This window comes from Chromobacterium sp. Ag138 (assembly GCF_055181315.1).
In genome coordinates this window covers 4,278,158-4,302,238 of the sequence record NZ_JBUPWA010000001.1, presented here as the reverse complement: position 1 = coordinate 4,302,238, position 24,081 = coordinate 4,278,158, and the positions used below count along the sequence as shown (strand labels likewise).

Sequence of the window (24,081 nt, the reverse complement as noted above, 5' to 3'; positions counted from 1 at the left end):
CCTCAGGCCGGCTCGCCGGCCTGCGGCGCGTCCACCGCGTCCTCCAGCCGAATCTCCATCAACTGGCAACTGCCGGTCTGCTGCAGCAGGCGCTGCGCCCGGACCAGCCATTCGCCGCCGTCGGCCCGCAGTTGGAACGGCCGCAGCGCCTGGTACTGCCGCCCCGGCAGCACCAGCACCCCGCGATGGCGGAACTGGCGCTCGGCCTGCAGCAGCAGGCCCGGCTCCAGCGGCGCGCCAGGGTGGCTGGTCACCGCGCAAGCTCCAACCGCCTGGGGCCGCTTGCCGACGAACTCCACCCCGCACTCCGCCGGCGCGTCGCCGCCGGGCAGGCTGATCCATCTCACCAAGCCCAGCTGCCATTCGAAGCCGCGCCGCTTCAGCATCACCAGCGCGCCGGCCTGCAGCAGTCCCGGCGGACAGTCGCCGTAAAGGCGCATGCCCGACGGGCTGAGATTGCCCAACAGCAGCTCTCCGGCTTCCACGCCGTCCGGCAGGCGCCCTTCTTCGGCCAGCCGCCAGCAGGCGTCGAAACCGCCGACCACCGCCACCCGCTGGCCGTTGCGCTGATTGCGCCGCAGATGGCGGCGCCGCGGCGGCCGGCTCCACTCTTGTTCCAAACGTCCCAGCAACTGCCACTGCGCGGCGGAGAATTCGTCGGCGCGCGCGTGGGCGGCCGCCCGCAGGCGGCGGGCCACGTCGGCGGCGTCCACCCGCCAGTAGCCGCCGGCGGCCTCAGCCGCGGCGATGGCGGCGAAGCGGCCCGGGCTGTCCGCCTCGGCCGACACCAGCCAGCCCTCCACCTCGGCGCCGCTCTTGGGCGGCCCCTCCAGGCGCAGCGCCTGGCCATGGCCGGCGATCCAGTCCAGCAGCAGCGATTGCCGCGCCGGATCCAGCCGGTTGCTGGAAGTGATGCCCAGCAGCAGCATCTGCCGGTAGCCGGCGCCCAGCGCTGGCTGGCCGTCGATGGCGACTCGGCCCTCCCAGCCCCGGCGGCGCGCTTCGGCGAACAGCTGGTGGCTGTCCTGCCAGAAGCCGGGAAACAGCGGCGCGTATCCCAGCGCGTGGCCGCGCTGCAGCTGCCAGGCGCTGCCCAGCGCCAACCCCAGCGCCTGGCGCAGCAAGCCGCCGTCGCTGAAGCGGCCGGCGCGGCGCGCGGCGCAGGCCTGGGCCAGCAGCTTGCACGCCTCGTGCAGCTCGCGCCACAAGCCGCGCAAGGCGCGGTCGCTCTCCTTTCCCGCGCCGCGCCACATCAGCGGCAGGCAGGCCTCGAACAGCGCCCTGAGCGCGTGCAGCCTGTCAGCCAGGCTCAGCGGCTGCTCGTCCAGCCGCCTCAGAGGACGGCGCAGCCTGTCGACATGCGCTTCGGCCGGCAAGCCGGGCTGCCATCGCAAGGCTTGTTGCAGCGCCTGCCGGTCCAAGGCTTGCGGCTCGCCCGCCGGCAAAGTGTGGGATACGGTGAGTCTCAACATGATGACAATGACAAAGCTTCCGGGATCGGCATCTTAGCCTTCGCGCCGCCGGCCCGCGATCACGCGGTGCCGGCAATATTGCCAATCGCGGCCAGGATGTCGGCGCTGCCGCAGACGCGGCAGTACTCGCCGTCCAGATTGGCCAGGCTCATCGCGTGCACCTCGTCGGCGCCGCGATGGCGGCCGCGCCAGTCGGTCTTGTCGAAAGCGAAGCAGCCGTCCTCCGCCAGCCAGGCGGAAAAGCCCAGGTTGCCGGCCATCCGCGCGGTCGCCTCCACCGAGTTGCTGGTGCTGGCGCCCGCCAGCACCAGCTCCAGCCAGCCGTTGCCGCGCAGCCAAGCCTCCAGAGCGGTGCCGATGAAGGCGCTGTTGGTCTGCTTGGCGATCACCGTCTCGCCGGGCAGCGGCGCGACCTCCGGCTTGAACGCATGGCCGGGCTGGCCCGGCCGGTAAGTGGAATCCGGCTCGACCGAGTCATGGCGGATATGGATCAACGGCAAGCCGCGCTCGCGCCACGCCGCCAGCAAGCCGGCGCACACTCGCTCCGCCTGGGGGTTGTTGCGCGGGCCCCAGCCGGGATGGTCGACCGCCTGCTGCATGTCGATCAGCAGCAACAGCGGCGTGGAAGTGGCGAATCGCAGCGGCGCGGCCATGGCTCTGCCCTAGAATGAAAACGGCATGATGCCACGCGCCGGAAAGCTGCGCACTACCGGTTCAGGACTCCCAGTATTCGCCGGGCAGATAGTCGCTGAAATACCATTGCTGGCCTTCCAGGTCGCGCGCCAGATAGCCGAGGGCGCCGTAGTCCTCGCCTTTCAGCGCTTGCACGATCTCGGCGCCCTGCGCCCTAGCCCTCTCGTAGTGCGCGACCGGGTCTTCCACGTAAACGCACAAGGCCTGAGCCAGGCCGGGCAGGCCGCCCGCGCCGATCCACCGCTGCTCCAGCTTGGGGCTGGACACCATGATCACCGCATTGCCCAGACTCAGCTCCGAGTGATGCACGCGGCCATCCTCGATCACCGCGAAACGGCGCTGGAAGCCGAACACCCGCTCCAGCCATTCCATCGCCGCCTCTGCGTCGTCGAAGCACAGGCAGGGATATACGCCCGGCAACGCTCTCGCTTCGCCCATCGCCTTCTCCTGCTTCCATTGCGGAGAATCCCATATTAGGACAATGGCAATAAAAAAACCGCCCTGCGAAAGGGCGGTTCATTTTCGGAATCTACGCGGACGGGCTCAGGCCGACAGCTCCAGCATCAGCTTGTTGATGCGCTTGACGAAGGAGGCCGGGTCTTCCAGCTTGCCGCCTTCGGCCAGCAGCGCCTGGTCGTACAGCACCTGGGCCAGATCGGCGGCGCGAGCCTCGTCGGCTTCGCCGGCCAGCTTTTTCACCAGCACATGCTCCGGATTGATCTCCAGCGTCGGCTTGCTGCCCTCCACCTTCTGGCCGGCAGCCTTCAGCATCCGCTCCAGGTGGGCGCTCATGTCGTGCTCGCCCGCCACTAGGCAGGCGGGGCTTTCGGTCAGACGGGCGGTGGCGCGCACTTCCTTCACCTGCTCGCCCAGCGCCTTCAGCACTTTTTCCACCACTGGCTTGGATGCCTCTTCCACCTGCTTCTGCGCTTCCTTGTCGGCCTCATCCTCCAGCGCGCCCAGATCCAGCGCGCCCTTGGCGACCGATTGCAGCGCCTTGCCGTCGAATTCGAACAGCGAGCCGGTGACCCACTCGTCGACGCGGTCGGTCAAGAGCAGCACTTCCACGCCCTTCTTCTTGAACACTTCCAGGTGCGGACTGTTCTTGGCGGCGGCCAGCGTGTCGGCGGTGATGTAGTAGATCTTGTCCTGGCCTTCCTTCATCCGGCCGATGTAGTCGGCCAGCGATACGGTCGGTTCCGCGCCTTCGGACGCGGTGGAGACGAAGCGCAGCAACTTGGCGATGCGTTCCTTGTTGGCGAAGTCCTCGCCCACGCCCTCCTTCAGCACCTGGCCGAATTCCTTCCAGAAGGCGGCGTACTTCTCCGGCTGGTTGGCCGACAGGTCTTCCAGCAGGCCCAGCACCTTCTTCACGCAGCCGGCGCGGATGGCGTCGATGTCCTTGCTTTCCTGCAGGATCTCGCGCGACACGTTCAGCGGCAGGTCGTTGCTGTCGATGACGCCGCGCACGAAGCGCAGGTAGTGCGGCATCAGCTTCTCGGTGTCTTCCATGATGAAGACGCGGCGCACGTACAGTTTCACGCCCTGCTTGCGCTCGCGGTCGTACAGGTCGAACGGCGCGCGCGACGGGATGTACAACAGCTCGGTGTACTCCTGGCGGCCTTCGACGCGGGCGTGGCTCCAGGCCAGCGGGTCGGTGAAGTCGTGGGCGACGTGCTTGTAGAATTCCTGGTACTGCTCGTCGCTGATGTCGTTCTTGGAACGGGTCCACAGCGCGGAGGCGGAGTTGACCGCTTCCATGTCGTCGCTGACGATCACTTCGCCGTTTTCGCCGTAGCTGTTGCCCTTCTTCATCTCGATCGGGATGGAGATGTGGTCGGAGTACTTGCGGACGATGCCTTTCAGCTTCCAGTCGTTCAGCAGTTCGTCCTCGCCCTCTTTCAGGTGCAGGACGATCTCGGTGCCGCGCTCGGCTTTTTCCACGGTTTCCAGCGTGTACTCGCCCTCGCCCTGCGACTCCCAGCGCACCGCTTCGGCCTCGCCGGCGCGGCGGGTGGTCAGCGTCACTTTGTCGGCGACGATGAAGGCGGAGTAGAAGCCGACGCCGAACTGGCCGATCAAGTGAGCATCCTTCTTCTCGTCGCCGGAAAGCTGCTCGAAGAAAGTCTTGGTGCCGGACTTGGCGATGGTGCCGATGTGGGACACCACCTCGTCGCGGCTCATGCCGATGCCGTTGTCGGCGATGGTGATGGTGCGGGCGTCCTTGTCGAAGGCGATGCGGATCTTCAGCTCGGGATCGTTCTCGAACAGCTCCGGCTTGGCCAGGCCCTCGAAGCGCAGCTTGTCGGCGGCGTCGGACGCATTGGAGATCAGCTCACGCAGGAAGATTTCCTTGTTGGAATACAAGGAGTGGATCATCAGCTTCAGCAGCTGTTTGACTTCGGTCTGAAAACCCAGGGTTTCTTTCTGTGCACTCATGGTCGTCAATGTTATTGAGGTTGGCGATAGCGGGCAGATGGCGGCTGTCAGCCGCATTTCAAGTAGCCGGAATGCAAAAAGCCCTGTCGGGCGACAGGGCTTTCTTCCTCAATGCAAAACCGATCAGGACTCGGCCTGGCCATCCTGCTGCGGCGCGGCTTCCGCCACGGCGGGAACCGCGTCGACCGCTGCCGGAGCGGCGGCCTCGACCGGCGCCGTCTCGGCTTCGGCGGCCGGCGCGTTCTTCGGCTGCATCTGCAGCTCGGCGGCGCGCTTCTCCTCGGCGCTCACCTCGCCTTGCGGCTTGCCGTTCAGGTCGAAACGCTTGCCGCCGCGGGCCAGCGACTTCAGGTAGCGCGGCTTGCGGCAATGGTTGGCCACCACGCGGGAAATCAGGGCCGGATCGAACTGCGACAACGCCGCGATCAGGCTCTCGTGAATGCCGAGCGCCAACGGCCGGAACTGGCGAAACACGTCAAACTTGCCGTAGATGTGGTCCGCGATCATCTCGGTCTGCTTTTTCTTGGACAAGCTTTGGACTGCAGACTTGAGAGCAGCACCGAGTGCCGTTTCAGTATTTGGCTTCATGAACTTCAATCTAGATCCGTTGATGCAAAGACAGCGCATGCTGCCCAATCAAGAGGCGTGGTGCAACCGGCCACTTGTCCAGTTAGACGACGGCGTCGCCAGGATGTGAATTTTAATCCAGCAAAATGAACGCCGCCATCTGCCCGCATAGGGACAAAACGGTTTCCGCGGCTGGATTGCTGATGGTGCCCCGGGCCGGGGTCGAACCGGCACAGCCGAAGCCGAGGGATTTTAAGTCCCTTGTGTCTACCAATTTCACCACCGGGGCAGCAGCAAAGCGGGCAATTGTAGCCCAGCGCAACGCGGGCTGACAATGCATTTTAAATATCGCATCCCAGGCAGCGCAGGATGATCGTCCGCCGCGTGCGAATCGACCGAATTATTCAGCCTATTTCGTCTTGATATGATTTAGCAGCGCGTTTCATCAGCGGCAACGATTTGATTTTAAAGCATTGCCTGCCAATGAGACGCTGCACTTTAACGGCAATGGCCAGAGCTGTCAACGCCGCGGCTGGCAAATGCCAATCGGCCGCGATGCGCCGCGCATAAAATCATCTCGATTAACAAGGGATAATATGCGAATGACGGCTAAATAGCTGTTTTTCCGCTCAGCGTCTTAGGCATATGGGCGTTATCAATAACTACCCGATAAAAATGTCCGGCAATGCCTATCAAATACTGACGAATTTCACCACACTTCCACATTGAATCATTATCAATATATTTACTCGCCTCCTTATTCAATTCAGCCGGGACGATACCGCCTGAGCGCCTGGGCCGGCTGCGCCACCCCATTCCCGCTTCCGGCATGTCCCCGCCCCTCCTCCGCGAACTGCGCCCGCGCGCGGCGCCTAGCTCGTCCCGCCACTGACATGGTTCCCCTGCCGGCCTGCTCCAGCCGCTTTCTAAACTGGCCGTCATCACAGCAGCGCGCCGGCCACGCCGGCCCGCATCCATTCACGGAGAAACCACATGCAAGCATTGGGCAAGGGCGCGCACGGCCAGGAGGTGCGGGAATTGCAGATCCGTCTCAACAGCCAGGGCTCCAGGCTGGAGGTGGATGGATGGTATGGAGCGGCCACGGAGCAGGCGGTGGCCCGGCTGCAGCGCCGCGCCGGCCTGGTGGTCAACGGCGTGGCCGGCGACGCCACGCTGGCGGCGCTGCGCGGCCAGCGCGATCCGCGCCGGCTGCGCGAGGCGGATCTGCTCGATGCCGCCAACCGCCTGCGCCTGCCGCCCCCTTGCCTGAAGGCCTTCTGCGAGGCCGAGGCGGAAGATGGCGGCTTCCTGCCCGACGGCAGCGCGCGCATCCTGCTGGAGCGCCATATCGCCTACCGCCAGACCTTGAAGGCGGGCCTGGACGCCAACCGCATCGCCAGCCGCCATCCAGAGCTGTGCAAGCCCATTCGCGGCGGCTACCAAAGCCCGTCCGCGGAATGGGAGCGCTTCCGGCGGCTGGCCGCGGTGGCGGGAGAGACCGTCGCCGTCGAATCTTGCCTCTGGGGACTGTACCGCTTGCCGGGCTACCTCTGGCAAGAGCTGGGCTATGCCGACGCCCGCTCGTTCCGGGCGGAAATGGAGCGGGACGAGACCCGCCAGCTGGACGGCCTAGTCCGGCTGCTCAGCGCGCGCCCCGCCTTGCTGCAGACCCTGCGCGAACGCCGCTGGCGCGCGGCGGCGCGCATTCGGCAGGGCCCCGCCTGGCTGGACAGCCTGTACGACGCCCGCCTGGCCGCCGCCCATGAGCGGGCGAAGAGGCTGGCATGACGCGGCACGCCCCGCTCCGGCTCGCCGCCGCCGCGCTCGCCTTGCTGTTTCCGCTGCAGCTGCTGGACCTGCAGTTCGGCCGCAGCGCGGCGCTGCAAGCCCAAGTCGCGCAATTGCAGCTGCGCGAACAGCAGTTGCTGACCGTCAACCAGCAACAGGCGCAGCAACTGGCCATCCAGGATCTGGACCTGAAACTGCTGGCGTCGGCTCAACGCGAACTGGCCGGCGAAATCCGCCGCCAGCTGCGGTCGCGGCGTTGAATCACGCCTCCTCCGCGCGCAGCAGGCTGGACGGCTGGTGCCCCAACACCCGCAGGAAGCTGCGGCGCATGCGCTCCGCGTCGCCGAAGCCGCTCAGCCGGGCCACCTTCTGAATCGAGCGTTCGCCGCTTTCCAGCGCGGCGCGCGCGGCCTCCACCCTCAGTTGCTCCACCGCCTTGGCCGGCGGCATGCCCACCTCGGCCTGGAACAGCCGCGAGAAATGGCGCGGGCTCAGGCAGCAAAACCCAGCCAGCGACTCCACGTCCCAAGCCGCGTCCAAGCTCCGCCGCACCTGGTCCAGCAAAGCCGCGAAGCGGCCGTCCGGCCGCTGCATCTCCAGCAGCGACGAAAACTGCGACTGCCCGCCCGGACGGCGGTAATACACCACCAGCCGCTGCGCGCAACGCCGGGCGATCTCCTCGCCCATGTCTTCCGCCACCAAGGCCAGCGCCACGTCGATGCCGGCGCTGACCCCGGCCGCGGTCCAGATGTTGCCCTGGCGGATGTAGATGCGGTCGGTATCCAGCGCCACCGCCGGATAGCGGCGGGAGAACTCGCCGCTGTGCGCCCAATGGGTGGTCGCGCGCCGGCCATCCAGCAAGCCGGCCTCCGCCAGCAGGAAAGCGCCGGTGCAAACGCTGACCACGCGCCGGGAGGCCGATGCGCAACGCCGCAGGTAAGCCAGCGTCTCCCCGCAGCCCAGCGCGGAAGGCGCGCCCTCTCCGCCAGCCACCAGCGCCGTGTCCGGCGACGGCATCGCGGACAGCGGCCGGCTGTCCAGCGCGATGCCTGAGGAGCTGCGCGCCGCACCGCCGGCCACGGTCAGCGGCGTCAGCCGGTACGCGCCCGGCCGATAGCGCAGCGCGCATTCGAAAACGGAGATCGGCCCCGCCGCGTCCAGTAGCTGAAAACCGTCGAACAGCAGAATGGCGATGTCTCGCGTCATGGCATGAAAAGTTGGAATTTAGTCATTTTCGCCAAAGCATAGCCGGCCGATGATTGCGGGGTCAATCACCGCCGGGAGGCATCATGAACCACCCCTATACCATTGTTTTCGCGCTGTATCCGGGCGTCACCCAGCTGGACTTCACCGGCCCGCTGGAATTCCTGAGCAAACTCCCCCGGGCCCGCTGCGTGCTGGCTTCCAGCCGGGGCGGCGACATCCGCGCCGACGGCGGCGTCGTCTTCTCCGGCATCGCCCGGCTGGCCGACATCGAACGCTGTGACCTGCTGTGCGTCCCCGGCGGACTGGGCACCATGGAAGCGATGGAGGATGCCGAGCTGCTGGAACAGCTGCGCCGCCTCGCCGCCGGCGCCGATTACCTCAGCTCGGTCTGCACCGGATCGTTGCTGCTTGGCGCGGCGGGCTTGCTCAAAGGCCGCCGCGCCGCCTGCCACTGGGCCTGGCTGGACAGCCTGGCAGCCTTCGGCGCCCATCCCTGCCCGGATCGGGTGGTGGTGGACGGAAAACTGTTCAGCGGCGGCGGCGTCACCGCCGGCATCGACATGGCGCTGACGCTGATGGCGGAAATCGCCGGCCCCGAGTTCGCGCAGACGGTGCAGCTGACGCTGGAATACGCGCCGGCGCCGCCGTTCGCCTCGGGCCGGCCGGAACTGGCCAGCCCGGAAGTGCTGGCCGCGGCGCGGCGGCGCATCGACCAGGTCCGCGATCGGCGCGAAGAAGCGGTGATACGCGCCGCCTCGAACCTGTGAAAGAGGAAAAACTGTCCAAGAGGCTGACCGACGCCGCCGCGCCAGCGGCTACACCTAGAGCATGAAGCCCCATCCCGGCGCGGATTCCCGGCATCCCGGCGCGATCCGCGCTCCTCCAGCCGAGGTGAATGATGAGCCTGTATGCCGAACTGGTCAGACACGCCGCGGACCAATACCGCTCCCAGCTGGACATGCTCTACGCGCGGCAGCACATCATCCAGCAGGCGGACCGGATCGCCGGCCTGCTGAGCAAGGCCGGCCTTCCCGCCCGGGCGCAGGCCGACGCGCAATTCATGCCCTATGTCGAGCTGTCGCTGGCGGCGGAGCTGCAAAGCATGCGGCAAGCCGTGCTGAGCTATGTCTGCAATGTGCTGGAATGCCATCTGGAGGGCGGCGCGAGCCTCGGCGGCGACTGTTACCGGATACTGCCGGCCGCGGATTCGCCGGAGCAGATCCGACTGACGCTGGTGGTGACCGGCGGCTGATCCGGCAGCGGCGGGCGCCTCGCCCGCCGCGTTCCTGCCGCGCGTCAGAGCGTCTGGAAGTAGAGGCGGTAGTCGCCCTGCCCGAACAGCATGGCCATGCTGGTCAGGTTGCTGTTGGCCGGGATGTCCGCCAGATTCAGCACCGGGATCGAATCGAAGCCGTACTCGTACTGATTCGTTTGCCGGTTGTAGGCGAACTGATAGAAAGTATCGACGCTGCCCACCTTGAACGCGTACAGACGGTAGGCGCTGCCGTCGAACAGCATGGACCAGCGATGCCAGTCGGTATCGCTCGGGGCCTTCGCCACATTGAGCGTGGGAATCGAGTTGTAGCCGTATTCATAGCGGCTGGTTTCCCGATTGAAGCCGAACTGGTACAGCACCGTCGGTGCGCCCAGCCGGCGCAGGTACAGCCGGTAGGTCTTGGTGCCGCTGTCGTACAGCATCGCCAGGCTGCTGGCGTCGGCATCGGCCGGCGCGCCGGTGATCTGCAGCTCCTTGATCGAGTTGTAGCCGAACTCGTACGCCCCGCTCGCGGGGTTGAACGCCGCCTGGTAAAGCGTGTTGGCGCTGCTGCCCTTGAAGAAATACATCCGGTAATACTCGCCGTCGTTCAGCATCGCCCAGCGCAGCCAATTGGTATCGGCGGGCATGTTGACGACGGGCATGTTGGGAATGGATCCGCCATAGGCGAATTTATAGGTGCTGGTGCCGGGGACGTAAGCGAACTGGTTGACCGAGGCCATGGCGTTTTCCTCCTGAGGTTGCACTGCCGCGAACCCGCCGCTGCGGCGGGTGCCGGAACTCCCCCTCGGCGCGATAAACCCATTCGGCGCAGGATGCCGGACAAGAGGCCGGCGATGCTTCGGCATGCCGGCCTGATTAACCCAAACGATGACTATCTTTGTATGGAAAAATTATAAGCGCATCAAATTCGGCCAGACCTGATCAAAAGAACAGTCAAAATCACGGCCAACAAGCAGCCGCCGGCTTACTGCCCGCCGGTATGCGCCAGCGACGCATCCAGCGCCGACAAGATCCGATAAGCCGCCCGGACGCGTTCGGCATTGGGATAATTGCGATTGGCCAGCATCACGATGCCCACCTTGCGCGCCGGCACGAACAGCACGTAAGCGCCGAAACCATTGGTGGAGCCGGTCTTGTTCAGCAGCATGTCCGCGCCCGCCTGGCGAGGCGGATTCAGCCACGCCACCTGCTGCGGCTGGAATGCGATCTCGTTGGAATTGCCCGCCAGCAAACGCTCAAGGCTGAGCGGGTAGCGATAGCTTTCCCACCCCAGACCCTGATGCAGATCGCCGACCCGGTAATAAACGGCATGGCTGGCATCCATCGCCCGCCGCAACGCCGGCTCCTTGCCGCCGGACATGTTGATCGCCAGGTATTTCAGCATGTCGGCCGCGCTGGACTTGATGCCGTAGGCTTCCGCGTCGAGCGCTCCCGGCCCTACCCGCACCGGCTTGCCCGCCTTGGAATAGCCCCAGGCGTAGCGCGATTGCTCCGCCGCCGGAACGTGGATGAAGGTATGGTTCAAACCCAGCTTGGGCAACAGCCCCCGCTCCATCGCCTCATCGAAAGGCTGGCCCAGGCTGCGGGCGGCAAGATGTCCGAACAGGCCGATGCTGGGATTGGAGTACAAGCGCCTCGCGCCCGGCGCGTAACCCGGCTTCCAAGCGCTGTAATAGTCCAGCATCGACGATTGATCGGCGACCGCGTCCGGAAACTGCAGCGGCAGGCCGCCGGCGCTGTAAGTGGCGAGTTGCAGCAAGGAAATGCGGTCGAAAGCGCTGCCCTTGAGCTCGGGCTGATAGCGGCTGGCCTTGTCGCCCAGCGACAGCTTGCCCTGCGCCAGCGCGTAGCCGCCCAGGATGCCGGTGAAGGTCTTGCTGATCGAGCCCAGCTCGAACAGGGTGTCCTGGGTCACGGCCTGGCCGCTCTCCCTGGAGGCGACGCCGTAGTTGAAGTAGCGGGCTTCGCCATTGACCAGCACCGCCACCGCCATGCCGGGAATGTCGTTGGCCTTCATCAACGGCGGAATGGTCGCTTCCACCGCCTTGCCGAGGTCGGCGCGGCCATCATTGGCGGCCAAAGCCGCGGCCGGGACAAGGGAAAGGCAGCCGAGCACGCCTGCCAAGGTTCGAAACTTCAGGGATCGCATCATCGCGGAACTCCGGTGCGGGGACATGGCGGCCGACGCGGCCTCTCCGCGCGGCGCTTGGTCCCGATTGGGAAAGCCCCGCCAAGTTACAAACCGCGGCGGCCAGCGTAAACCGAGAGAAACGTAACATCCGTAACCGTTAATGGACTGTAAACAAAAATGCCGGCATTGGCCGCCTCCCCCTCAGGGGTGGCCGGCCTCCTCATCCTCGGGCACCCGCCCGGCATACTTGCTCAGCAGCGCGTCCAGAATCGCCGACGACTCCGCGTCCGGCTCTCCGTCATAGCGGGCGGGCCGGAAGTGCATCTGGAATGCCGCGATGACGGCGCGCGTTTCGGCATCCCACGTCCCGCTTTCCGGCGCATCGTAGCCGTAGGCCGCCAGACGCCTCTGCCAATCCGACGCGTCCGTCGGCAGCCGGCGGGACAGGAAACGGCGGACATCGCCGTCATCGGGCCAGGCGCCGACGCCAAACTCCCGATACAGCCGCTCCCAGGGAAACCTCGGCCCCGGATCCACCTTGCGGCCCGGCGAAATGTCGGCATGCCCGACGACATTGCGCGGCGGAATGCGGTGGCGGGCGACGATGTCGGCGGCCAGCTTGCCCACCACGGCGATCTGGGCGTCGTCGAACGCCACCCAGTCCCGCGACATGGGCGGCCAGTCGTCCTGCTGCGGCGACGGATAGCCGCGATTGACGATCTCCACGCCTATCGAGCTGCCGTTCACATAACGCTCGCCGCGCCAATAGCTGTCGCCGGCGTGCCAGGCCCGCCTCTTCTCCGGCACCAGTCTCAGAACCGCGGGCTTCGCGGCCAGGGTTGCGGCATCCGGCACCAGGTAATGGGCGCTGGCCCGGTACTTCGCGTCCGTCAGCAGCTTGAGCGAAGCCGCGAAGTCTTCCGCCGTATAGTGGAGCACCAGGGTGCGGACGCGGGAGTCCTGGTTGGCCGACGCATGCGATTCATCGATCCAGAGCGCCATCGTTTCGCCCTGCGCCTTGACGGCCGGAGCCGCCAGCAACGCGCTACCCGCGGCGATCATTCCGGTCCGGCACAAAAACTGTCTGCGATTCGCCATTCTCTTCCCTTCCGCCATCCGGCGTGTAATGCGATATATCCAGTCCAATCAGACCGCCCGCTCGGCGTGGAAATCCCGATCCAGCGGCGCGCGGCTTATCGCCTGGGCTGCTGATTAATGATGAAAAGAAAAAAACCATCGCGCCGGACGATGCCAAGTTTACGGGACGAAAAAGAAAAACCCCGTAAGTCTTTGACTTACGGGGTTTTATTTGGAGGCGGGGGTCGGAATCGAACCGGCGTAGACGGATTTGCAATCCGCTGCATAACCACTTTGCTACCCCGCCGTTAACCGGCGAATCGACCAGATTATATCTGATCAATCTGAATTTTGGAGCGGGAAACGAGGCTCGAACTCGCGACCTCAACCTTGGCAAGGTTGCGCTCTACCAACTGAGCTATTCCCGCAATGCAAATTGTTTCAAGTCTGATGCTGGAGCGGGAAACGAGGCTCGAACTCGCGACCTCAACCTTGGCAAGGTTGCGCTCTACCAACTGAGCTATTCCCGCATCACAAATTGTTTCAGCTACTGGAGCGGGAAACGAGGCTCGAACTCGCGACCTCAACCTTGGCAAGGTTGCGCTCTACCAACTGAGCTATTCCCGCATCACAAATTGTTTCAGGCTACTGGAGCGGGAAACGAGGCTCGAACTCGCGACCTCAACCTTGGCAAGGTTGCGCTCTACCAACTGAGCTATTCCCGCGCTGCGTAACTTGCTACAACGCTTTGCTTGATCTCGCTGCTGCCTTCGTCAGCGGCGGCGAGAGACTGCGAATTATAGAGATTTGCTTGAGGCTGTCAACACTCAAACGTCTATTTTTTTACCCGCAAACTCTTTTGCCGCCATCTGCAGGTAATAAACCATTGACCACAAAGTCAATATGACGGCGACGTACATCGAAAAATTTCCCAAGCCGCGAGCATCCAGCCCCGGCAACAGCTCGCCGTCGTACAGCAGCAGCGTGATCGCCAGCATTTGGGCGGCGGTTTTCAGCTTGCCGATATAGGCGACGGCCACGCTGCTGCGGCTGCCCATGCCGGCCATCCACTCGCGCAGCGCCGAAATGGTGATCTCGCGGCCGATGATGATCATCGCCATCCAGCCCTCGGCGCGGCCCATCTGCACCAGCAGGATCAGCGCGGCGGCGACGATCAGCTTGTCAGCCACCGGATCGAGGAAGGCGCCGAAAGCCGAGGTCTGCCCCAGCTTGCGCGCCAGATAGCCGTCCAGCCAGTCGGTGGCGGCCGCCAATGCGAAAATGCCGGCCCCCACGATATTGCGGCTGTGCAGCAGCAGAATGGAGTCCGGCAGGAAGAACACCGCCACGCAGATGGGGATCAGGGCGACCCTGAGCCAAGTCAGTAATATCGGCAAATTGAAGGGCATTGGTCTTGGTCTTGTCGCTTCAGGCTCGTCAACAACGCCGGCCGGCGCCCCGAGCCTGGATCAGGGACGCCCGCCGTTTTCAATCGTCAATGCAGCGCATTGTAAATCTTTTCCGCCAGCGTCTGGCTGATGCCGTCCACTTGCGCCAGATCCTCCATGCTGGCCGCCGCCACGCCGCGCAATCCGCCAAAGCGGGTCAGCAGCTGCTGGCGCCGCTTGGCGCCGATGCCGGGAATCTCCTCCAGCGTCGACGCGGTGCGCGCCTTGGCCCGGCGCGCGCGGTGGCCGGTGATGGCGAAGCGGTGCGCCTCGTCCCGCACGGTCTGGATCAGGTGCAGCGCCGGATGATCCTGGCGCAATTGTAGCGTCTTTTCCAGGTAAGGCAGGATCAGCGTTTCCAGGCCGGGTTTGCGCTCCTCGCCCTTGGCAATGCCGACGATGGGCAAATTCAGCCCCAGTTCGCCCATCACCTCCAGCGCCACGCCCACCTGGCCCTTGCCGCCGTCGATGAACACCGCGTCCGGCAGCCGGCCCTCGCCTTCCGCCAGTTTGCCGTAGCGGCGTGACAGAACTTCGCGCATCGCGGCGTAATCGTCGCCGGGCGAAGCGGTGGTGATGTTGAAGCGGCGGTACTCGGTGGGTTGCATCGCGCCCTTGTCGTACACCACGCAGGAGGCCACCGTCGCCTCGCCCATGGTGTGGCTGATGTCGAAGCACTCGAAACGGCCCGCGTCCTCCAGTTCCAGCACCTCGTTCAACTGCGCCAGACGCTGGGTCTGGGTGGCCTTGCTGCCCAGCTTCTGCTGGATGGCGAGGTCGGCGTTCTTTTCCGCCATCTCCAGCCACACCCGGCGCTCGCCTATCGGATTGCCGACGATGTAGACCTTGCGGCCGGCGCGGGTCTGCAGGAAGGACTGCAAGGCATCGTCCAGCTCGCCGTTGACCACCAGCGCGGCCGGCACCGCCGCGTGCTGGTAATGCTGGGCGACGAAGGCCTGCAGGATTTCCTCGGCGGTGTCGGCCTCGCCGCCGACCGGGAAGTGGCTCTTGTCCCCCAGGTGGCGGCCGCCGCGTATCATCACCAGGTTGACGCAGGGCATGCCGTCGCTCACCCGCGCCGCCACCACGTCGCAATCCTGCTGGCTCTGGTTGCTGGCGACGAACTGCTTCTCCTGCACCCGGGCCAGCGCCTGGATCTGGTCGCGCAGCTCCGCCGCCTGCTCGAACTCCATCGCTTCGGCGGCGGCGGCCATCCGCTCCGTCAGCGCGCCGATCAGTTCGCTCTGCCTGCCGTTGAGAAAGGCGACCGCGCTGGCCACGTCGGCCGCGTACTCGTCTTTGGAAATATGATCGACGCAGGGCGCGGAGCAGCGCTTGATCTGGTACAGCAGGCAGGGGCGGGAGCGGTTGGCAAACACCGCGTCCTCGCAAGTGCGCAGCCGGAACACCTTCTGCAGGATCTGTATGCTTTCGCGCACCGCGTAGCCGTTGGGATAGGGGCCGAAATACTGGTTGGGCTTCTTCGGCTCGCCGCGGTAATAGGCCATCTGCGGAAACGCGTGGCCGCTGAACATCAGATAAGGATAGGACTTGTCGTCGCGGAACAGGATGTTGTAGCGCGGCGCCAGCGCCTTGATCAGGTTGTTCTCCAGAATCAGCGCCTCGGCCTCGGTGCGGGTGACCGTGGTCTCGATGCTGGCGATCTGCCTGACCATCAACTGGATGCGGGGGCTGAGGTCGTTCTTTTGGAAATAGGAGCTGACGCGGCGCTTCAGGTCTATCGCCTTGCCGACGTACAGCACCTTGCCGCCCTCCCCCAGCATCCGGTAGACGCCGGGCAGCGCGGGCAGGTTCTGCAATACGTTCTGGTAATCGAATGCGGGCTTGGACACTATTTGGCGCACCAGGTCTGGATGTCTTTCTGGGCCTGGCGGATCAACTCGTTGCGTTGCGCGTCGGTGGCCAGCGCGGTGGAGCCCGGCATGCGGATGCGGCCGTTCAACTGCAGCGTGGACAGATTGGTCTGCGCCGACTTGCAGTTCTGCTCCTTGATCTTGGCATTGGCCGCGGTGATGGCGGCGTTGTCGGACGCCACCGCCTTGTTGTCGGTTTTCTTTTCGGCTTTCTTTTCAGCCAGGGGAGCGGAGGCTGGCGGCGCCGGCTGCGCGCGCACGTTCATCCGCCGCGCGTTGACGCTGGGCGGCGGCTGATCGGAATACACCTTGTTGCCGTTGGCGTCGGTCCAGGTGTAGACCTCGGCCGCGGCCAGGGCCGGCATCAGCGACGCCGTCAAAATCGTCCATACTAGAAAAGACTTCATCGTCACCATCCCGCCGCTGTCATCGCTTTATATCCGGATTGTAAAGCCTGCCTCCTGGCCGCGCAAAACGCCGCATCGCGCTGTTTTTGCAGAACAGCGGGCGATCCGGTATAATGCGGCTTTGCCGCCTAAGGAAATGCGATGCGCATCATCGAGAAAGCCTACACCTTCGACGACGTCCTCCTCGTCCCGGCCCATTCTGAAGTTCTGCCGCGCGACGTAGCGCTGAGCACCAAACTTACTCGCAACATCACCCTGAACCTGCCGCTGGTTTCCGCCGCCATGGATACGGTGACCGAAGCCCGCCTCGCCATCGCCATGGCTCAGGAAGGCGGCATCGGCATCGTGCACAAGAACATGGGCGCCGAGAAGCAGGCCGCCGAGGTTTCCAAGGTCAAGCGCCATGAGAGCGGCGTGGTGAAAGACCCGATCACCATCGCGCCGGACATGCTGGTGCGCGACCTGGTGCTGCTGACCCGCCAGTACAAGATTTCCGGCCTGCCGGTGATCGAAGACGGCAAGGTGGTCGGCATCGTCACCAACCGCGACCTGCGTTTCGAAACCCGCCTCGACCAGACCGTCGGCTCCATCATGACCCCGCGCGAGCGCCTGATCACCGTCAAGGAAGGCGCCAGCATCGACGAAGCCCGCGAACTGATGCACAAGCACCGCCTGGAGCGCGTGCTGGTGATCAACGACGCCTGGGAGCTGAAGGGCCTGATCACGGTCAAGGACATCATCAAGACCAGCGAACACCCCAACGCTAACAAGGATAGCCAGGGCCGCCTGCGCGTCGGCGCGGCCGTCGGCACCGGCGCCGACACCGAAGAGCGCGTCAAGGCGCTGGTGGCGGCCGGCGTGGACGTGATCGTGGTCGACACCGCCCACGGCCACAGCCAGGGCGTGCTGGACCGCGTGCGCTGGGTCAAGCAGAATTTCCCGCACGTGGACGTGATCGGCGGCAACATCGCCACCGCCCAGGCCGCGCTGGATCTGGTCAAGGCCGGCGCCGACGGCGTCAAGGTCGGCATCGGTCCCGGCTCCATCTGCACCACCCGCATCGTCGCCGGCGTCGGCGTGCCGCAACTGACCGCCATCCACAACGTGTCCGAAGCGCTGAAAGACACCGGCGTGCCGATGATCGCCGACGGCGGCATCCGCTTCTCCGGCGACATCGCCAAGGCGCTGGCCGCAGGCGGCAACGCGGTGATGCTGGGCGGCATGTTCGCCGGCACCGAAGAAGCCCCGGGCGAAGTGGAACTGTTCCAGGGCCGTTCGTACAAGTCCTACCGCGGCATGGGTTCGCTCGGCGCGATGAGCCAGGGCTCTGCCGACCGCTACTTTCAGGACAGCTCCAACGCCGCCGACAAGTTCGTGCCGGAAGGCATCGAAGGCCGCGTGCCGTACAAGGGCCCGATCTCCCAGGTGATCCACCAGCTGGTGGGCGGCCTGCGCTCGTCGATGGGCTACCTCGGCTGCCCGACCATCGCCGACCTGCACCAGAAGGCGCAGTTCGTCGAGATCACCTCGGCCGGCATCCGCGAATCCCACGTCCACGACGTGCAGATCACCAAGGAAGCGCCGAACTACCACGTGGACCGCTAAGCCGGTTCGCCTGGTCGGACAAAAGCCCGCGTTTCGCAACGCGGGCTTTTTTTGCGCGCTGGCCCGATCAGGCCAGCGACAGCAGCAGCAACAGCAGCGTTCAGCTCGGACGGCGGCGTGTCGTAGGGCGCGTTCAGATACTCTTCCACGCAGGGCGTGGCCCCGGGCACCTCGCCGCTGGCCGGCAGCCAGTGGCGGTACAGCCAGTCCCAACCCTCCTCCAGCTCCTCATAGGGCCCGGTATGCACCAGCGGCTCGTCCAGATGGCGCCACAAATAATCGTGCGCGCGCAGCAGGCGCACCGTGTACAAGGCGCCGGGGCCGAATTGCCGGCATGCGTGTCTCATGCGGACAGCCTAGGCGGTTTCGATTGATCGATCTTGCGGCTCATGCATCAGCAACCACCGCATGCTCTGGCACAGCTCCACCACGTAGTCCCACACCACCCGGTAGCGCAGCGTGCGGCGGATGTTGCTGCGCGCGCTGATCCAGTAAGAGCGGACGATGCGCAGCTCGGGCAGAATCTGCGCCAGCCGCGGATCATCGTAAATCGTGTAATAAGGCAGCACCGCGATGCCGCCGTCGGCCAACGCCGCCTCCTTCTGCGCCACCACGCTGGTGCTGCGCAAGGGCATGCTGGGATGCCGGCACAGGCCGTGGTGGTACATCAGCTCGCGGGTGAACAATAGGTCGTCGACATAGGCGAGGATGGCGTGGCCGTTCAGATCCTCGCGCTCGCGTATCGGCGCATGGCTCGCCAGATAGGCCGGCGTGGCGTACAGCCCCAGGCAGTAATCGGTCAGCTTGCGCGTCACCACCATATTGGCCTGCGGCCGCTCCAGCGCGATGGCGATGTCCACCTCGCGGCTGGTGATGCTGACAAAGCGCGGCACCGCCACCAGGTCGATCTCCAATCCCGGGTACTGCGCCATCAGCGCCGGCATGTGGCGGGCCAGAAACAGCGCGCCCAAGCCCTCCGGCGCGCCCAGCCTCACCACGCCGCTCACCTCGGCGTGGCCCCTGCTGCCGCTGTCCAGCATCTGCGAGGCGGTGTTTTCCAGCGATTCGGCCAGCGGCAGCAACTGGCGGCCGGCGGCGGTCAGCATATAGCCGTCCGCCTGCTGGATGAACAGCGGCTGGCCCAGCACCCGCTCCAGCGCAGCGATGTGGCGCGCCACCGTGGCATGGGTGGTGCCCATCTGCCGCGCCGCGCTCAGCAGCTTGCCGCTGCGCTGCAAGGCCAGAAAAAAACGGACATCGTTCCAGTCGAACATGGCCCTCCCCGCGATGGGTCTTGTGCGTTTGCACACGAGAACGGCAGCCAATCCGCGGCCGCCTGTTAAAAAATTAACATACGTTGTTTCCCGCTGGCTATTCCCAGCGGCCTCCGCTTCGGTTTAGATGCCAGCTACGACAACGACATGACCGGAGCATCCCGCCATGCTCAGCGGCGAATTCGACTACATCATCGTCGGCGCAGGCAGCGCCGGCTGCCTGCTGGCCAACCGCCTGTCCGCCGCCCCGGACAAACGCGTGCTGCTGCTGGAGGCCGGCGGCAACGACGACTACCCGTGGATCCACATCCCTGTAGGCTATCTCTACTGCATCGGCAACCCGCGCACCGACTGGTGCTACCAGACCGCGGCGGAAAGCGGGCTGGGCGGCCGTTCGCTGGGCTATCCGCGCGGCAAGGTGCTGGGCGGCTCCTCATCGATTAACGGCATGATCTACATGCGCGGCCAGGCCGCCGACTACGACCACTGGGAGGCCCTGGGCAACCGCGGCTGGGGCTGGCGCGACGCGCTGCCCCACTTCATCGCCATGGAAGACCATTTCGATGCCGCGCGTCCGCTGCACGGCCATGGCGGCGAGTGGCGGGTGGAGAAGCAGCGGCTGTCCTGGGAGATACTGGACGCCTTCCGCGCCGCCGCCGCCGAGCAGGGCATCGCTCCCGTTGACGATTTCAATACCGGCGACAACGCCGGCTGCGGCTACTTCGAGGTCAATCAGAAAGGCGGCTGGCGCTGGAGCAGCGCGCGCGCCTTCCTGCGGCCGATCCGCGATCGCGCCAACCTGACGGTGCTGACCGGCGCGGAGGCCGACCGGCTGATTCTGGAAAACGGCCGCGCCGCCGCTATCGCATTTATGCAACAGGGAATGCCGCTGCAGGCCCGCTGCCGCGGCGAGATCATCCTCGCCGCCGGCGCCATCGGCTCTCCCCTGGTGCTGCAGCGCAGCGGCATCGGCCCGGCGCCCTTGCTGGCTAGCCATGGCATTGCGCCGCTGCATATTCTGCCCGGCGTCGGCGCCAATCTGCAGGACCACCTGCAACTGCGGCTGGTGTTCAAGATCCGCGGCGCATCCACGCTGAACCGCCGCGCGGCAAGCTGGAGCGGCAAGCTGGCGATGGCCTGGGAATACCTGTGGAAGCGCAGCGGGCCGCTGTCGATGGCGCCCAGCCAGCTCGGCGCCTTCGCCCGCAGCGGCCCCGGCGCCGCCACGCCCGACCTGGAATACCATGTGCAGCCGCTGTCGCTGGAACGCTTCGGCGAGCCCCTGCACCCGTTCCCCGCCTTCACCGCCTCGGTCTGCCAGCTGCGGCCCGAGAGCCGCGGCCATGTCGCCATCGGCGGCGCGCGCCCGGACGCGCCGCCGCTGATCCAGCCCAACTATCTCAGCCATCCGCAAGACCAGCGCGTCGCCGCGGCGGCGATCCGCCTGACCCGCCGCATCGCCACGTCGCCGGCGCTCTCGCGCTACCTGCCCGAAGAATACCGGCCCGGGCTGCAATACCGGAGCGAGGAACAACTGATCGAGGCCGCCGGCCGGATCGGCACCACCATCTTCCACCCGGTGGGCACCTGCAAGATGGGCCGCGACGAGCTGGCGGTGGTGGACGACAGGCTGCGGGTGCGGGGCATCGCCGGCTTGCGCGTGGCGGACGCGTCCATCATGCCCGCCATCACCTCCGGCAACACCAACAGCCCCACCCTGATGATCGCCGCCAAGGCGGCGCAGATGATAGCGCAGGACGACAAGCAAGCGGCGCCGATACGGACGCCGTCCCCACCCGCAAAGGAGACCTGGACATGAGCAACAGCATCGCATCGGCGGCTTCCGCCGCCGGCATCAGCCGCGCCGAGCGCAAGGTGATACTCGCCTCGTCGCTCGGCACGGTGTTCGAATGGTATGACTTCTTCCTGTACGGCGCGCTGGCCGCCATCATCGGCAAGCAGTTCTTCTCCGGCGTCAACGAGACCACCGCCTTCATCTTCGCGCTGATGACCTTCGCCGCCGGCTTCGTGGTGCGGCCGTTCGGCGCGCTGGTGTTCGGCCGGCTGGGCGACATGGTGGGCCGCAAGTACACCTTCCTCGCCACCATCGTCATCATGGGCCTGTCCACCTTTCTAGTGGGCATGCTGCCCGGCTACGCCACGCTGGGCATCGCCGCGCCGCTGCTGCTGGTGTCGCTGCGCATGCTGCAGGGCCTGGCCATCGGCGGCGAATACGGCGGCGCGGCCATCTACGTGGCCGAGCACGCGCCGGACCACAAGCGCGGCGGCTACACCAGCTGGATCCAGGTCACCGCCGGCGCCGGCCTGCTGCTGTCTCTGCTGGTGATCCTGGCCTGCCGCAAGCTCACCGGCGAAGCCTTCAACGAGTGGGGCTGGCGCCTGCCCTTCCTGTTGTCCATCATCCTGCTGGCGATCTCCACCTGGATCCGGCTGTCGATGCAGGAGTCTCCCGCCTTCCTGAAAATGAAGGCCGAGGGCAAGCACTCCAAGGCGCCGATCAGTGAAGCCTTCGGCAACTGGGACAACCTGAAAGTGGTGCTGATCTCGCTGTTCGGCTTCAACGGCGGCCAGGCGGTGACCTTCTACTGCGCGCAGTTCTATTCGCTGTTCTTCCTGACGCAGATCCTGAAAGTCGACCCGCAAACCGCCAACCTGATGCTGATCGCGTCGCTGATCCTGACCACGCCGCTGTTCCTGTATTTCGGCCACCTGTCCGACCGCATCGGCCGCAAGCCGGTGCTGATCGCCGGCCTGGCGCTGGGCCTGGCGCTGACCTTCCCCGCCTTCCGCTGGCTGACCGACTACGCCAACCCGGACGTCGCCTCCGCCCAGTCCCGCGCGCCGGTGACGGTGGTGGCGGACCCGGCCAGCTGCCACTTCCAGTTCGACCCCATCGGCAAAGCCAAGCTGAACACCCCGTGCGACCAGGCCAAGGCGCTGCTGGCCAAGAGCGGCGTGCCCTACCAGCAGAAAACCGCGCCGGCCGGCGTCACCGAAATCCATATCGGCGCAAGCGTTCAGCAGGGGTTCGACAAGAAAGCGCTGCAGGACGCGCTGAAAGCCGCCGGTTATCCGGACAAGGCCGACCCGGCCAAGATCAACCACCCGATGGTGATCCTGGTGCTGGTGCTGCTGTCGGTGATCTCCGCGCTGACCTATGGCCCGCTGGCCGCGATGATGGTGGAGCTGTTCCCCACCCGCATCCGCTACACCTCGATGTCGCTGCCCTATCACCTGGGCAACGGCTGGATCGGCGGACTGATGCCGACTGTCGCCTTCTCGCTGGTGGTCTACACCGGCGACATCCTGTACGGCTTGTGGTATCCGATCGTGGTCTACGCCGTCAGCCTTGTTGTCAGCCTGCTGTTCCTGAAGGAAACCTTCCGCAACGACATCCATCGCCACTGAACCTTAAGCACATCCCATCGCACCGCACCTTGCCCCCGCGGCCGCCCCCTCCTCCGAGGGGGCTTTTACTTCAGCGCCATCGCCAGACCCTCTCCCAGCAAAACCAAGGCTCGCGCACCAGCCCCCCGCCTTTCCCTCTGCATCACCAAAAACCGAGCAATCCCGTAAAAATGCAATAACTTGAAATTATCCCTGCCAGCAAAGCCGCGCCCGCCGCGGCGCCCCAAGCAAAACCGCGCGCTGCGGCCAACCCACTATTTTTCATTTTTTATTACTAATAATTCAATCAAACATGGGCTTGATGTTTACAATTGCTGTGCCTATACTTTGCTTAACAGAACAAATTAAATATAAGCAAATTAATTTAAACAGTTTGTTTATATCCTGCGCACAACAGCGCGCGGGCCGCCAACAGGGAGACTCAAATGAAAAAAGCCATACTGACTCTGGCAGCGCTGGCCGCTCTGCAATCCGGCTTTGCCATGGCCTCCAACGGCGGCACCGTCAACTTCAGCGGCTCCATCGTCAAGGAACCCTGCGCCCAGAACAGCAGCACGCTGCTCAGCTACGCGCAAAATCCCCATCAATACCAGGCCGCCCGCAAGATGGCGTCCGGCCAATCCTGCTCCGGCATGGACAACACCCAGTCGCTGAGCATCGCCGCCGTCAACATGACCGGCTCGACCACCCAAAGCAACGGACAGCTGGTCACCATCGTCTACAACTGACCTGACACCACGCAAAAAAGCCTTCGGCCGTTTGGCCGAAGGCTTTTTTCATTGTCGCCGCAGACGGATCGGCTATTGGTACAGCATGTCGATCGTGATCGCCGTCTGCAGGCTGCCCGCCACGATGTTCGCCGTCCGCATGTATTCCACGAACACGCCCAGTTGTGCCATCTGCGACTGCACGTTCACCACCCGGGTGTTGTTGGTGCTGTTGGCGCCGATATTGGCGCCGTCGGCCGAACTGCCAAAGTTGATGGCGACGCCCTGCGCCGAGCCGCCGGTATTGGCGAACAGCACCGGATTGTTCGAATCGGCCGTTCCCGAGAAGCGGAAAGTCGCCGTCCTCACGCCGGTCGAGCAATTGGCGGCAGTGATGGTGAAGGTTTTGCGGGACAGCGCGCTGCCCACCGACGCGAACTGGCCGCTGGCGACCGTGGGCAGATTCACCGTGTACTGTCCGTTCGCGCTCAGATCGCAGGTGCCGCCGGGCGTGAAGGTGACGCTGCCGTTGATCAGCTGATTGAAGTTGATGCCGGGCGCGGCATTGATGCCGCCGATGCCGTCCAGCTGGAACACCGAGTACTGATTGATCGAAGAAGTGCCGCTGGACGGCATCGGCGGCATCAATGCCGCGCCCGGCATCAACTTCAATCAGCTGATCAAC

The 24,081-nt window shown here is 65.2% G+C and carries 24 protein-coding genes and 6 tRNA genes; 8 read left to right on the top strand and 22 right to left on the bottom strand.

The genetic code is table 11. From position 1 onward, the window contains the following. Window positions 1-2 precede the first annotated feature (2 nt). The 7 genes from ACY3GB_RS20110 to ACY3GB_RS20080 all read right to left on the bottom strand — a co-directional run bounded on the left by ACY3GB_RS20110 (window position 3) and on the right by ACY3GB_RS20080 (window position 6,002). Window positions 3-1,472, bottom strand: a complete 1,470-nt coding sequence (locus tag ACY3GB_RS20110; RefSeq protein WP_463090291.1) for a hypothetical protein — start codon at window positions 1,470-1,472, stop codon at window positions 3-5. 59 nt (window positions 1,473-1,531) lie between these two features. Continuing rightward, entirely contained in the window at window positions 1,532-2,125 is a 594-nt protein-coding gene (locus tag ACY3GB_RS20105) for a cysteine hydrolase family protein (protein ID WP_463090290.1), read from the bottom strand. A gap of 61 nt (window positions 2,126-2,186) precedes the next feature. Further along, the gene (locus ACY3GB_RS20100; protein WP_463090289.1) at window positions 2,187-2,603 is read right to left on the bottom strand and encodes a VOC family protein; all 417 of its coding nucleotides are present in this window, start codon (window positions 2,601-2,603) and stop codon (window positions 2,187-2,189) included. A gap of 105 nt (window positions 2,604-2,708) precedes the next feature. After that, window positions 2,709-4,604: a molecular chaperone HtpG gene (gene htpG, locus ACY3GB_RS20095; protein WP_463090288.1), complete on the bottom strand. Its 1,896-nt coding sequence runs from the start codon at window positions 4,602-4,604 to the stop codon at window positions 2,709-2,711. A gap of 123 nt (window positions 4,605-4,727) precedes the next feature. After that, on the bottom strand, window positions 4,728-5,192 hold the full coding sequence (locus tag ACY3GB_RS20090; RefSeq protein ID WP_463090287.1) for a ProQ/FINO family protein: 465 nt from the start codon (window positions 5,190-5,192) through the stop codon (window positions 4,728-4,730). Window positions 5,193-5,375: 183 nt separating this feature from the next. After that, window positions 5,376-5,460 (bottom strand) — tRNA-Leu (locus tag ACY3GB_RS20085). A gap of 320 nt (window positions 5,461-5,780) precedes the next feature. Next, window positions 5,781-6,002 carry a hypothetical protein gene (locus ACY3GB_RS20080; protein ID WP_463090286.1) on the bottom strand — a complete coding sequence of 74 codons (222 nt, stop codon included), beginning with the start codon at window positions 6,000-6,002 and terminating at the stop codon, window positions 5,781-5,783. 162 nt (window positions 6,003-6,164) lie between these two features. Here ACY3GB_RS20080 and ACY3GB_RS20075 point away from each other — a divergent pair, with 162 nt between their 5' ends. Both ACY3GB_RS20075 and ACY3GB_RS20070 read left to right on the top strand, forming a co-directional pair. Beyond that, the gene (locus tag ACY3GB_RS20075; RefSeq protein ID WP_463090285.1) at window positions 6,165-6,959 is read left to right on the top strand and encodes an N-acetylmuramidase domain-containing protein; all 795 of its coding nucleotides are present in this window, start codon (window positions 6,165-6,167) and stop codon (window positions 6,957-6,959) included. Further along, window positions 6,956-7,219 (top strand): hypothetical protein, encoded by a 264-nt coding sequence (locus tag ACY3GB_RS20070; RefSeq protein WP_463090284.1) that lies wholly within the window; start codon window positions 6,956-6,958, stop codon window positions 7,217-7,219. The genes ACY3GB_RS20075 and ACY3GB_RS20070 overlap by 4 nt, the downstream gene beginning before the upstream one ends. A 1-nt stretch (window position 7,220) precedes the next feature. Here the strand turns inward: ACY3GB_RS20070 and ACY3GB_RS20065 are convergent, their stop codons facing one another. Next, window positions 7,221-8,165 carry a GlxA family transcriptional regulator gene (locus tag ACY3GB_RS20065; protein ID WP_463090283.1) on the bottom strand — a complete coding sequence of 315 codons (945 nt, stop codon included), beginning with the start codon at window positions 8,163-8,165 and terminating at the stop codon, window positions 7,221-7,223. An 83-nt stretch (window positions 8,166-8,248) separates the two neighbouring features. On the opposite strand from ACY3GB_RS20065, the gene ACY3GB_RS20060 reads away from it, so the two are divergent. Together ACY3GB_RS20060 and ACY3GB_RS20055 are read left to right on the top strand one after the other, a co-directional pair. Next, window positions 8,249-8,932: a DJ-1/PfpI family protein gene (locus ACY3GB_RS20060; protein WP_463090282.1), complete on the top strand. Its 684-nt coding sequence runs from the start codon at window positions 8,249-8,251 to the stop codon at window positions 8,930-8,932. 128 nt (window positions 8,933-9,060) lie between these two features. After that, window positions 9,061-9,417: a hypothetical protein gene (locus ACY3GB_RS20055; protein WP_463090281.1), complete on the top strand. Its 357-nt coding sequence runs from the start codon at window positions 9,061-9,063 to the stop codon at window positions 9,415-9,417. A 44-nt stretch (window positions 9,418-9,461) separates the two neighbouring features. Here ACY3GB_RS20055 and ACY3GB_RS20050 read toward each other — a convergent pair whose 3' ends face one another. The 11 genes from ACY3GB_RS20050 to ACY3GB_RS20000 form a co-directional block, all read right to left on the bottom strand. Then, on the bottom strand, window positions 9,462-10,163 hold the full coding sequence (locus ACY3GB_RS20050; RefSeq protein WP_463090280.1) for a hypothetical protein: 702 nt from the start codon (window positions 10,161-10,163) through the stop codon (window positions 9,462-9,464). 245 nt (window positions 10,164-10,408) lie between these two features. Continuing rightward, window positions 10,409-11,593 (bottom strand): class C beta-lactamase, encoded by a 1,185-nt coding sequence (gene ampC, locus ACY3GB_RS20045; RefSeq protein ID WP_463090965.1) that lies wholly within the window; start codon window positions 11,591-11,593, stop codon window positions 10,409-10,411. A gap of 183 nt (window positions 11,594-11,776) precedes the next feature. Next, window positions 11,777-12,637 (bottom strand): N-acetylmuramoyl-L-alanine amidase, encoded by an 861-nt coding sequence (locus ACY3GB_RS20040; RefSeq protein ID WP_463090279.1) that lies wholly within the window; start codon window positions 12,635-12,637, stop codon window positions 11,777-11,779. A 248-nt stretch (window positions 12,638-12,885) separates the two neighbouring features. Next, window positions 12,886-12,959: transfer RNA gene (locus tag ACY3GB_RS20035), tRNA-Cys, on the bottom strand. 45 nt (window positions 12,960-13,004) lie between these two features. Further along, window positions 13,005-13,080 (bottom strand) — tRNA-Gly (locus ACY3GB_RS20030). A 26-nt stretch (window positions 13,081-13,106) separates the two neighbouring features. Continuing rightward, window positions 13,107-13,182: transfer RNA gene (locus ACY3GB_RS20025), tRNA-Gly, on the bottom strand. A gap of 21 nt (window positions 13,183-13,203) precedes the next feature. After that, a tRNA-Gly gene (locus tag ACY3GB_RS20020) sits at window positions 13,204-13,279 on the bottom strand. 22 nt (window positions 13,280-13,301) lie between these two features. Continuing rightward, window positions 13,302-13,377: transfer RNA gene (locus ACY3GB_RS20015), tRNA-Gly, on the bottom strand. A gap of 102 nt (window positions 13,378-13,479) precedes the next feature. Continuing rightward, window positions 13,480-14,061 (bottom strand): CDP-diacylglycerol--glycerol-3-phosphate 3-phosphatidyltransferase, encoded by a 582-nt coding sequence (gene pgsA / locus ACY3GB_RS20010; RefSeq protein WP_021477010.1) that lies wholly within the window; start codon window positions 14,059-14,061, stop codon window positions 13,480-13,482. A gap of 86 nt (window positions 14,062-14,147) precedes the next feature. Then, window positions 14,148-15,953 carry an excinuclease ABC subunit UvrC gene (gene uvrC / locus ACY3GB_RS20005; RefSeq protein WP_463090278.1) on the bottom strand — a complete coding sequence of 602 codons (1,806 nt, stop codon included), beginning with the start codon at window positions 15,951-15,953 and terminating at the stop codon, window positions 14,148-14,150. Next, window positions 15,953-16,381 carry a DUF4124 domain-containing protein gene (locus ACY3GB_RS20000; protein ID WP_463090277.1) on the bottom strand — a complete coding sequence of 143 codons (429 nt, stop codon included), beginning with the start codon at window positions 16,379-16,381 and terminating at the stop codon, window positions 15,953-15,955. Before ACY3GB_RS20000 ends, uvrC begins: the two co-directional genes overlap by 1 nt. Window positions 16,382-16,522: 141 nt before the next feature. Here ACY3GB_RS20000 and guaB point away from each other — a divergent pair, with 141 nt between their 5' ends. After that, window positions 16,523-17,986 carry an IMP dehydrogenase gene (gene guaB / locus ACY3GB_RS19995; RefSeq protein ID WP_104946386.1) on the top strand — a complete coding sequence of 488 codons (1,464 nt, stop codon included), beginning with the start codon at window positions 16,523-16,525 and terminating at the stop codon, window positions 17,984-17,986. Here the strand turns inward: guaB and ACY3GB_RS19990 are convergent. Both ACY3GB_RS19990 and ACY3GB_RS19985 read right to left on the bottom strand, forming a co-directional pair. Beyond that, window positions 17,983-18,333: a GyrI-like domain-containing protein gene (locus ACY3GB_RS19990; RefSeq protein WP_463090276.1), complete on the bottom strand. Its 351-nt coding sequence runs from the start codon at window positions 18,331-18,333 to the stop codon at window positions 17,983-17,985. The two genes, guaB and ACY3GB_RS19990, sit on opposite strands and share 4 nt — an antisense overlap. 9 nt (window positions 18,334-18,342) lie before the next feature. Beyond that, window positions 18,343-19,260, bottom strand: a complete 918-nt coding sequence (locus ACY3GB_RS19985) for a LysR family transcriptional regulator (protein ID WP_463090275.1) — start codon at window positions 19,258-19,260, stop codon at window positions 18,343-18,345. 166 nt (window positions 19,261-19,426) lie between these two features. On the opposite strand from ACY3GB_RS19985, the gene ACY3GB_RS19980 reads away from it, so the two are divergent. The 3 genes from ACY3GB_RS19980 to ACY3GB_RS19970 all read left to right on the top strand — a co-directional run bounded on the left by ACY3GB_RS19980 (window position 19,427) and on the right by ACY3GB_RS19970 (window position 23,417). Then, window positions 19,427-21,079 carry a GMC family oxidoreductase gene (locus ACY3GB_RS19980; RefSeq protein WP_463090274.1) on the top strand — a complete coding sequence of 551 codons (1,653 nt, stop codon included), beginning with the start codon at window positions 19,427-19,429 and terminating at the stop codon, window positions 21,077-21,079. Continuing rightward, window positions 21,076-22,689, top strand: coding sequence for an MFS transporter (locus ACY3GB_RS19975; RefSeq protein WP_463090273.1), 1,614 nt, complete (start codon window positions 21,076-21,078; stop codon window positions 22,687-22,689). Before ACY3GB_RS19980 ends, ACY3GB_RS19975 begins: the two co-directional genes overlap by 4 nt. 425 nt (window positions 22,690-23,114) lie before the next feature. Further along, complete coding sequence (locus ACY3GB_RS19970; protein WP_463090271.1) at window positions 23,115-23,417, top strand: hypothetical protein; 303 nt, start codon at window positions 23,115-23,117, stop codon at window positions 23,415-23,417. Between the two features lie 72 nt (window positions 23,418-23,489). Here ACY3GB_RS19970 and ACY3GB_RS19965 read toward each other — a convergent pair whose 3' ends face one another. Beyond that, complete coding sequence (locus ACY3GB_RS19965) at window positions 23,490-24,059, bottom strand: fimbrial protein (protein WP_463090964.1); 570 nt, start codon at window positions 24,057-24,059, stop codon at window positions 23,490-23,492. Between the last annotated feature and the right edge of the window lie 22 nt (window positions 24,060-24,081).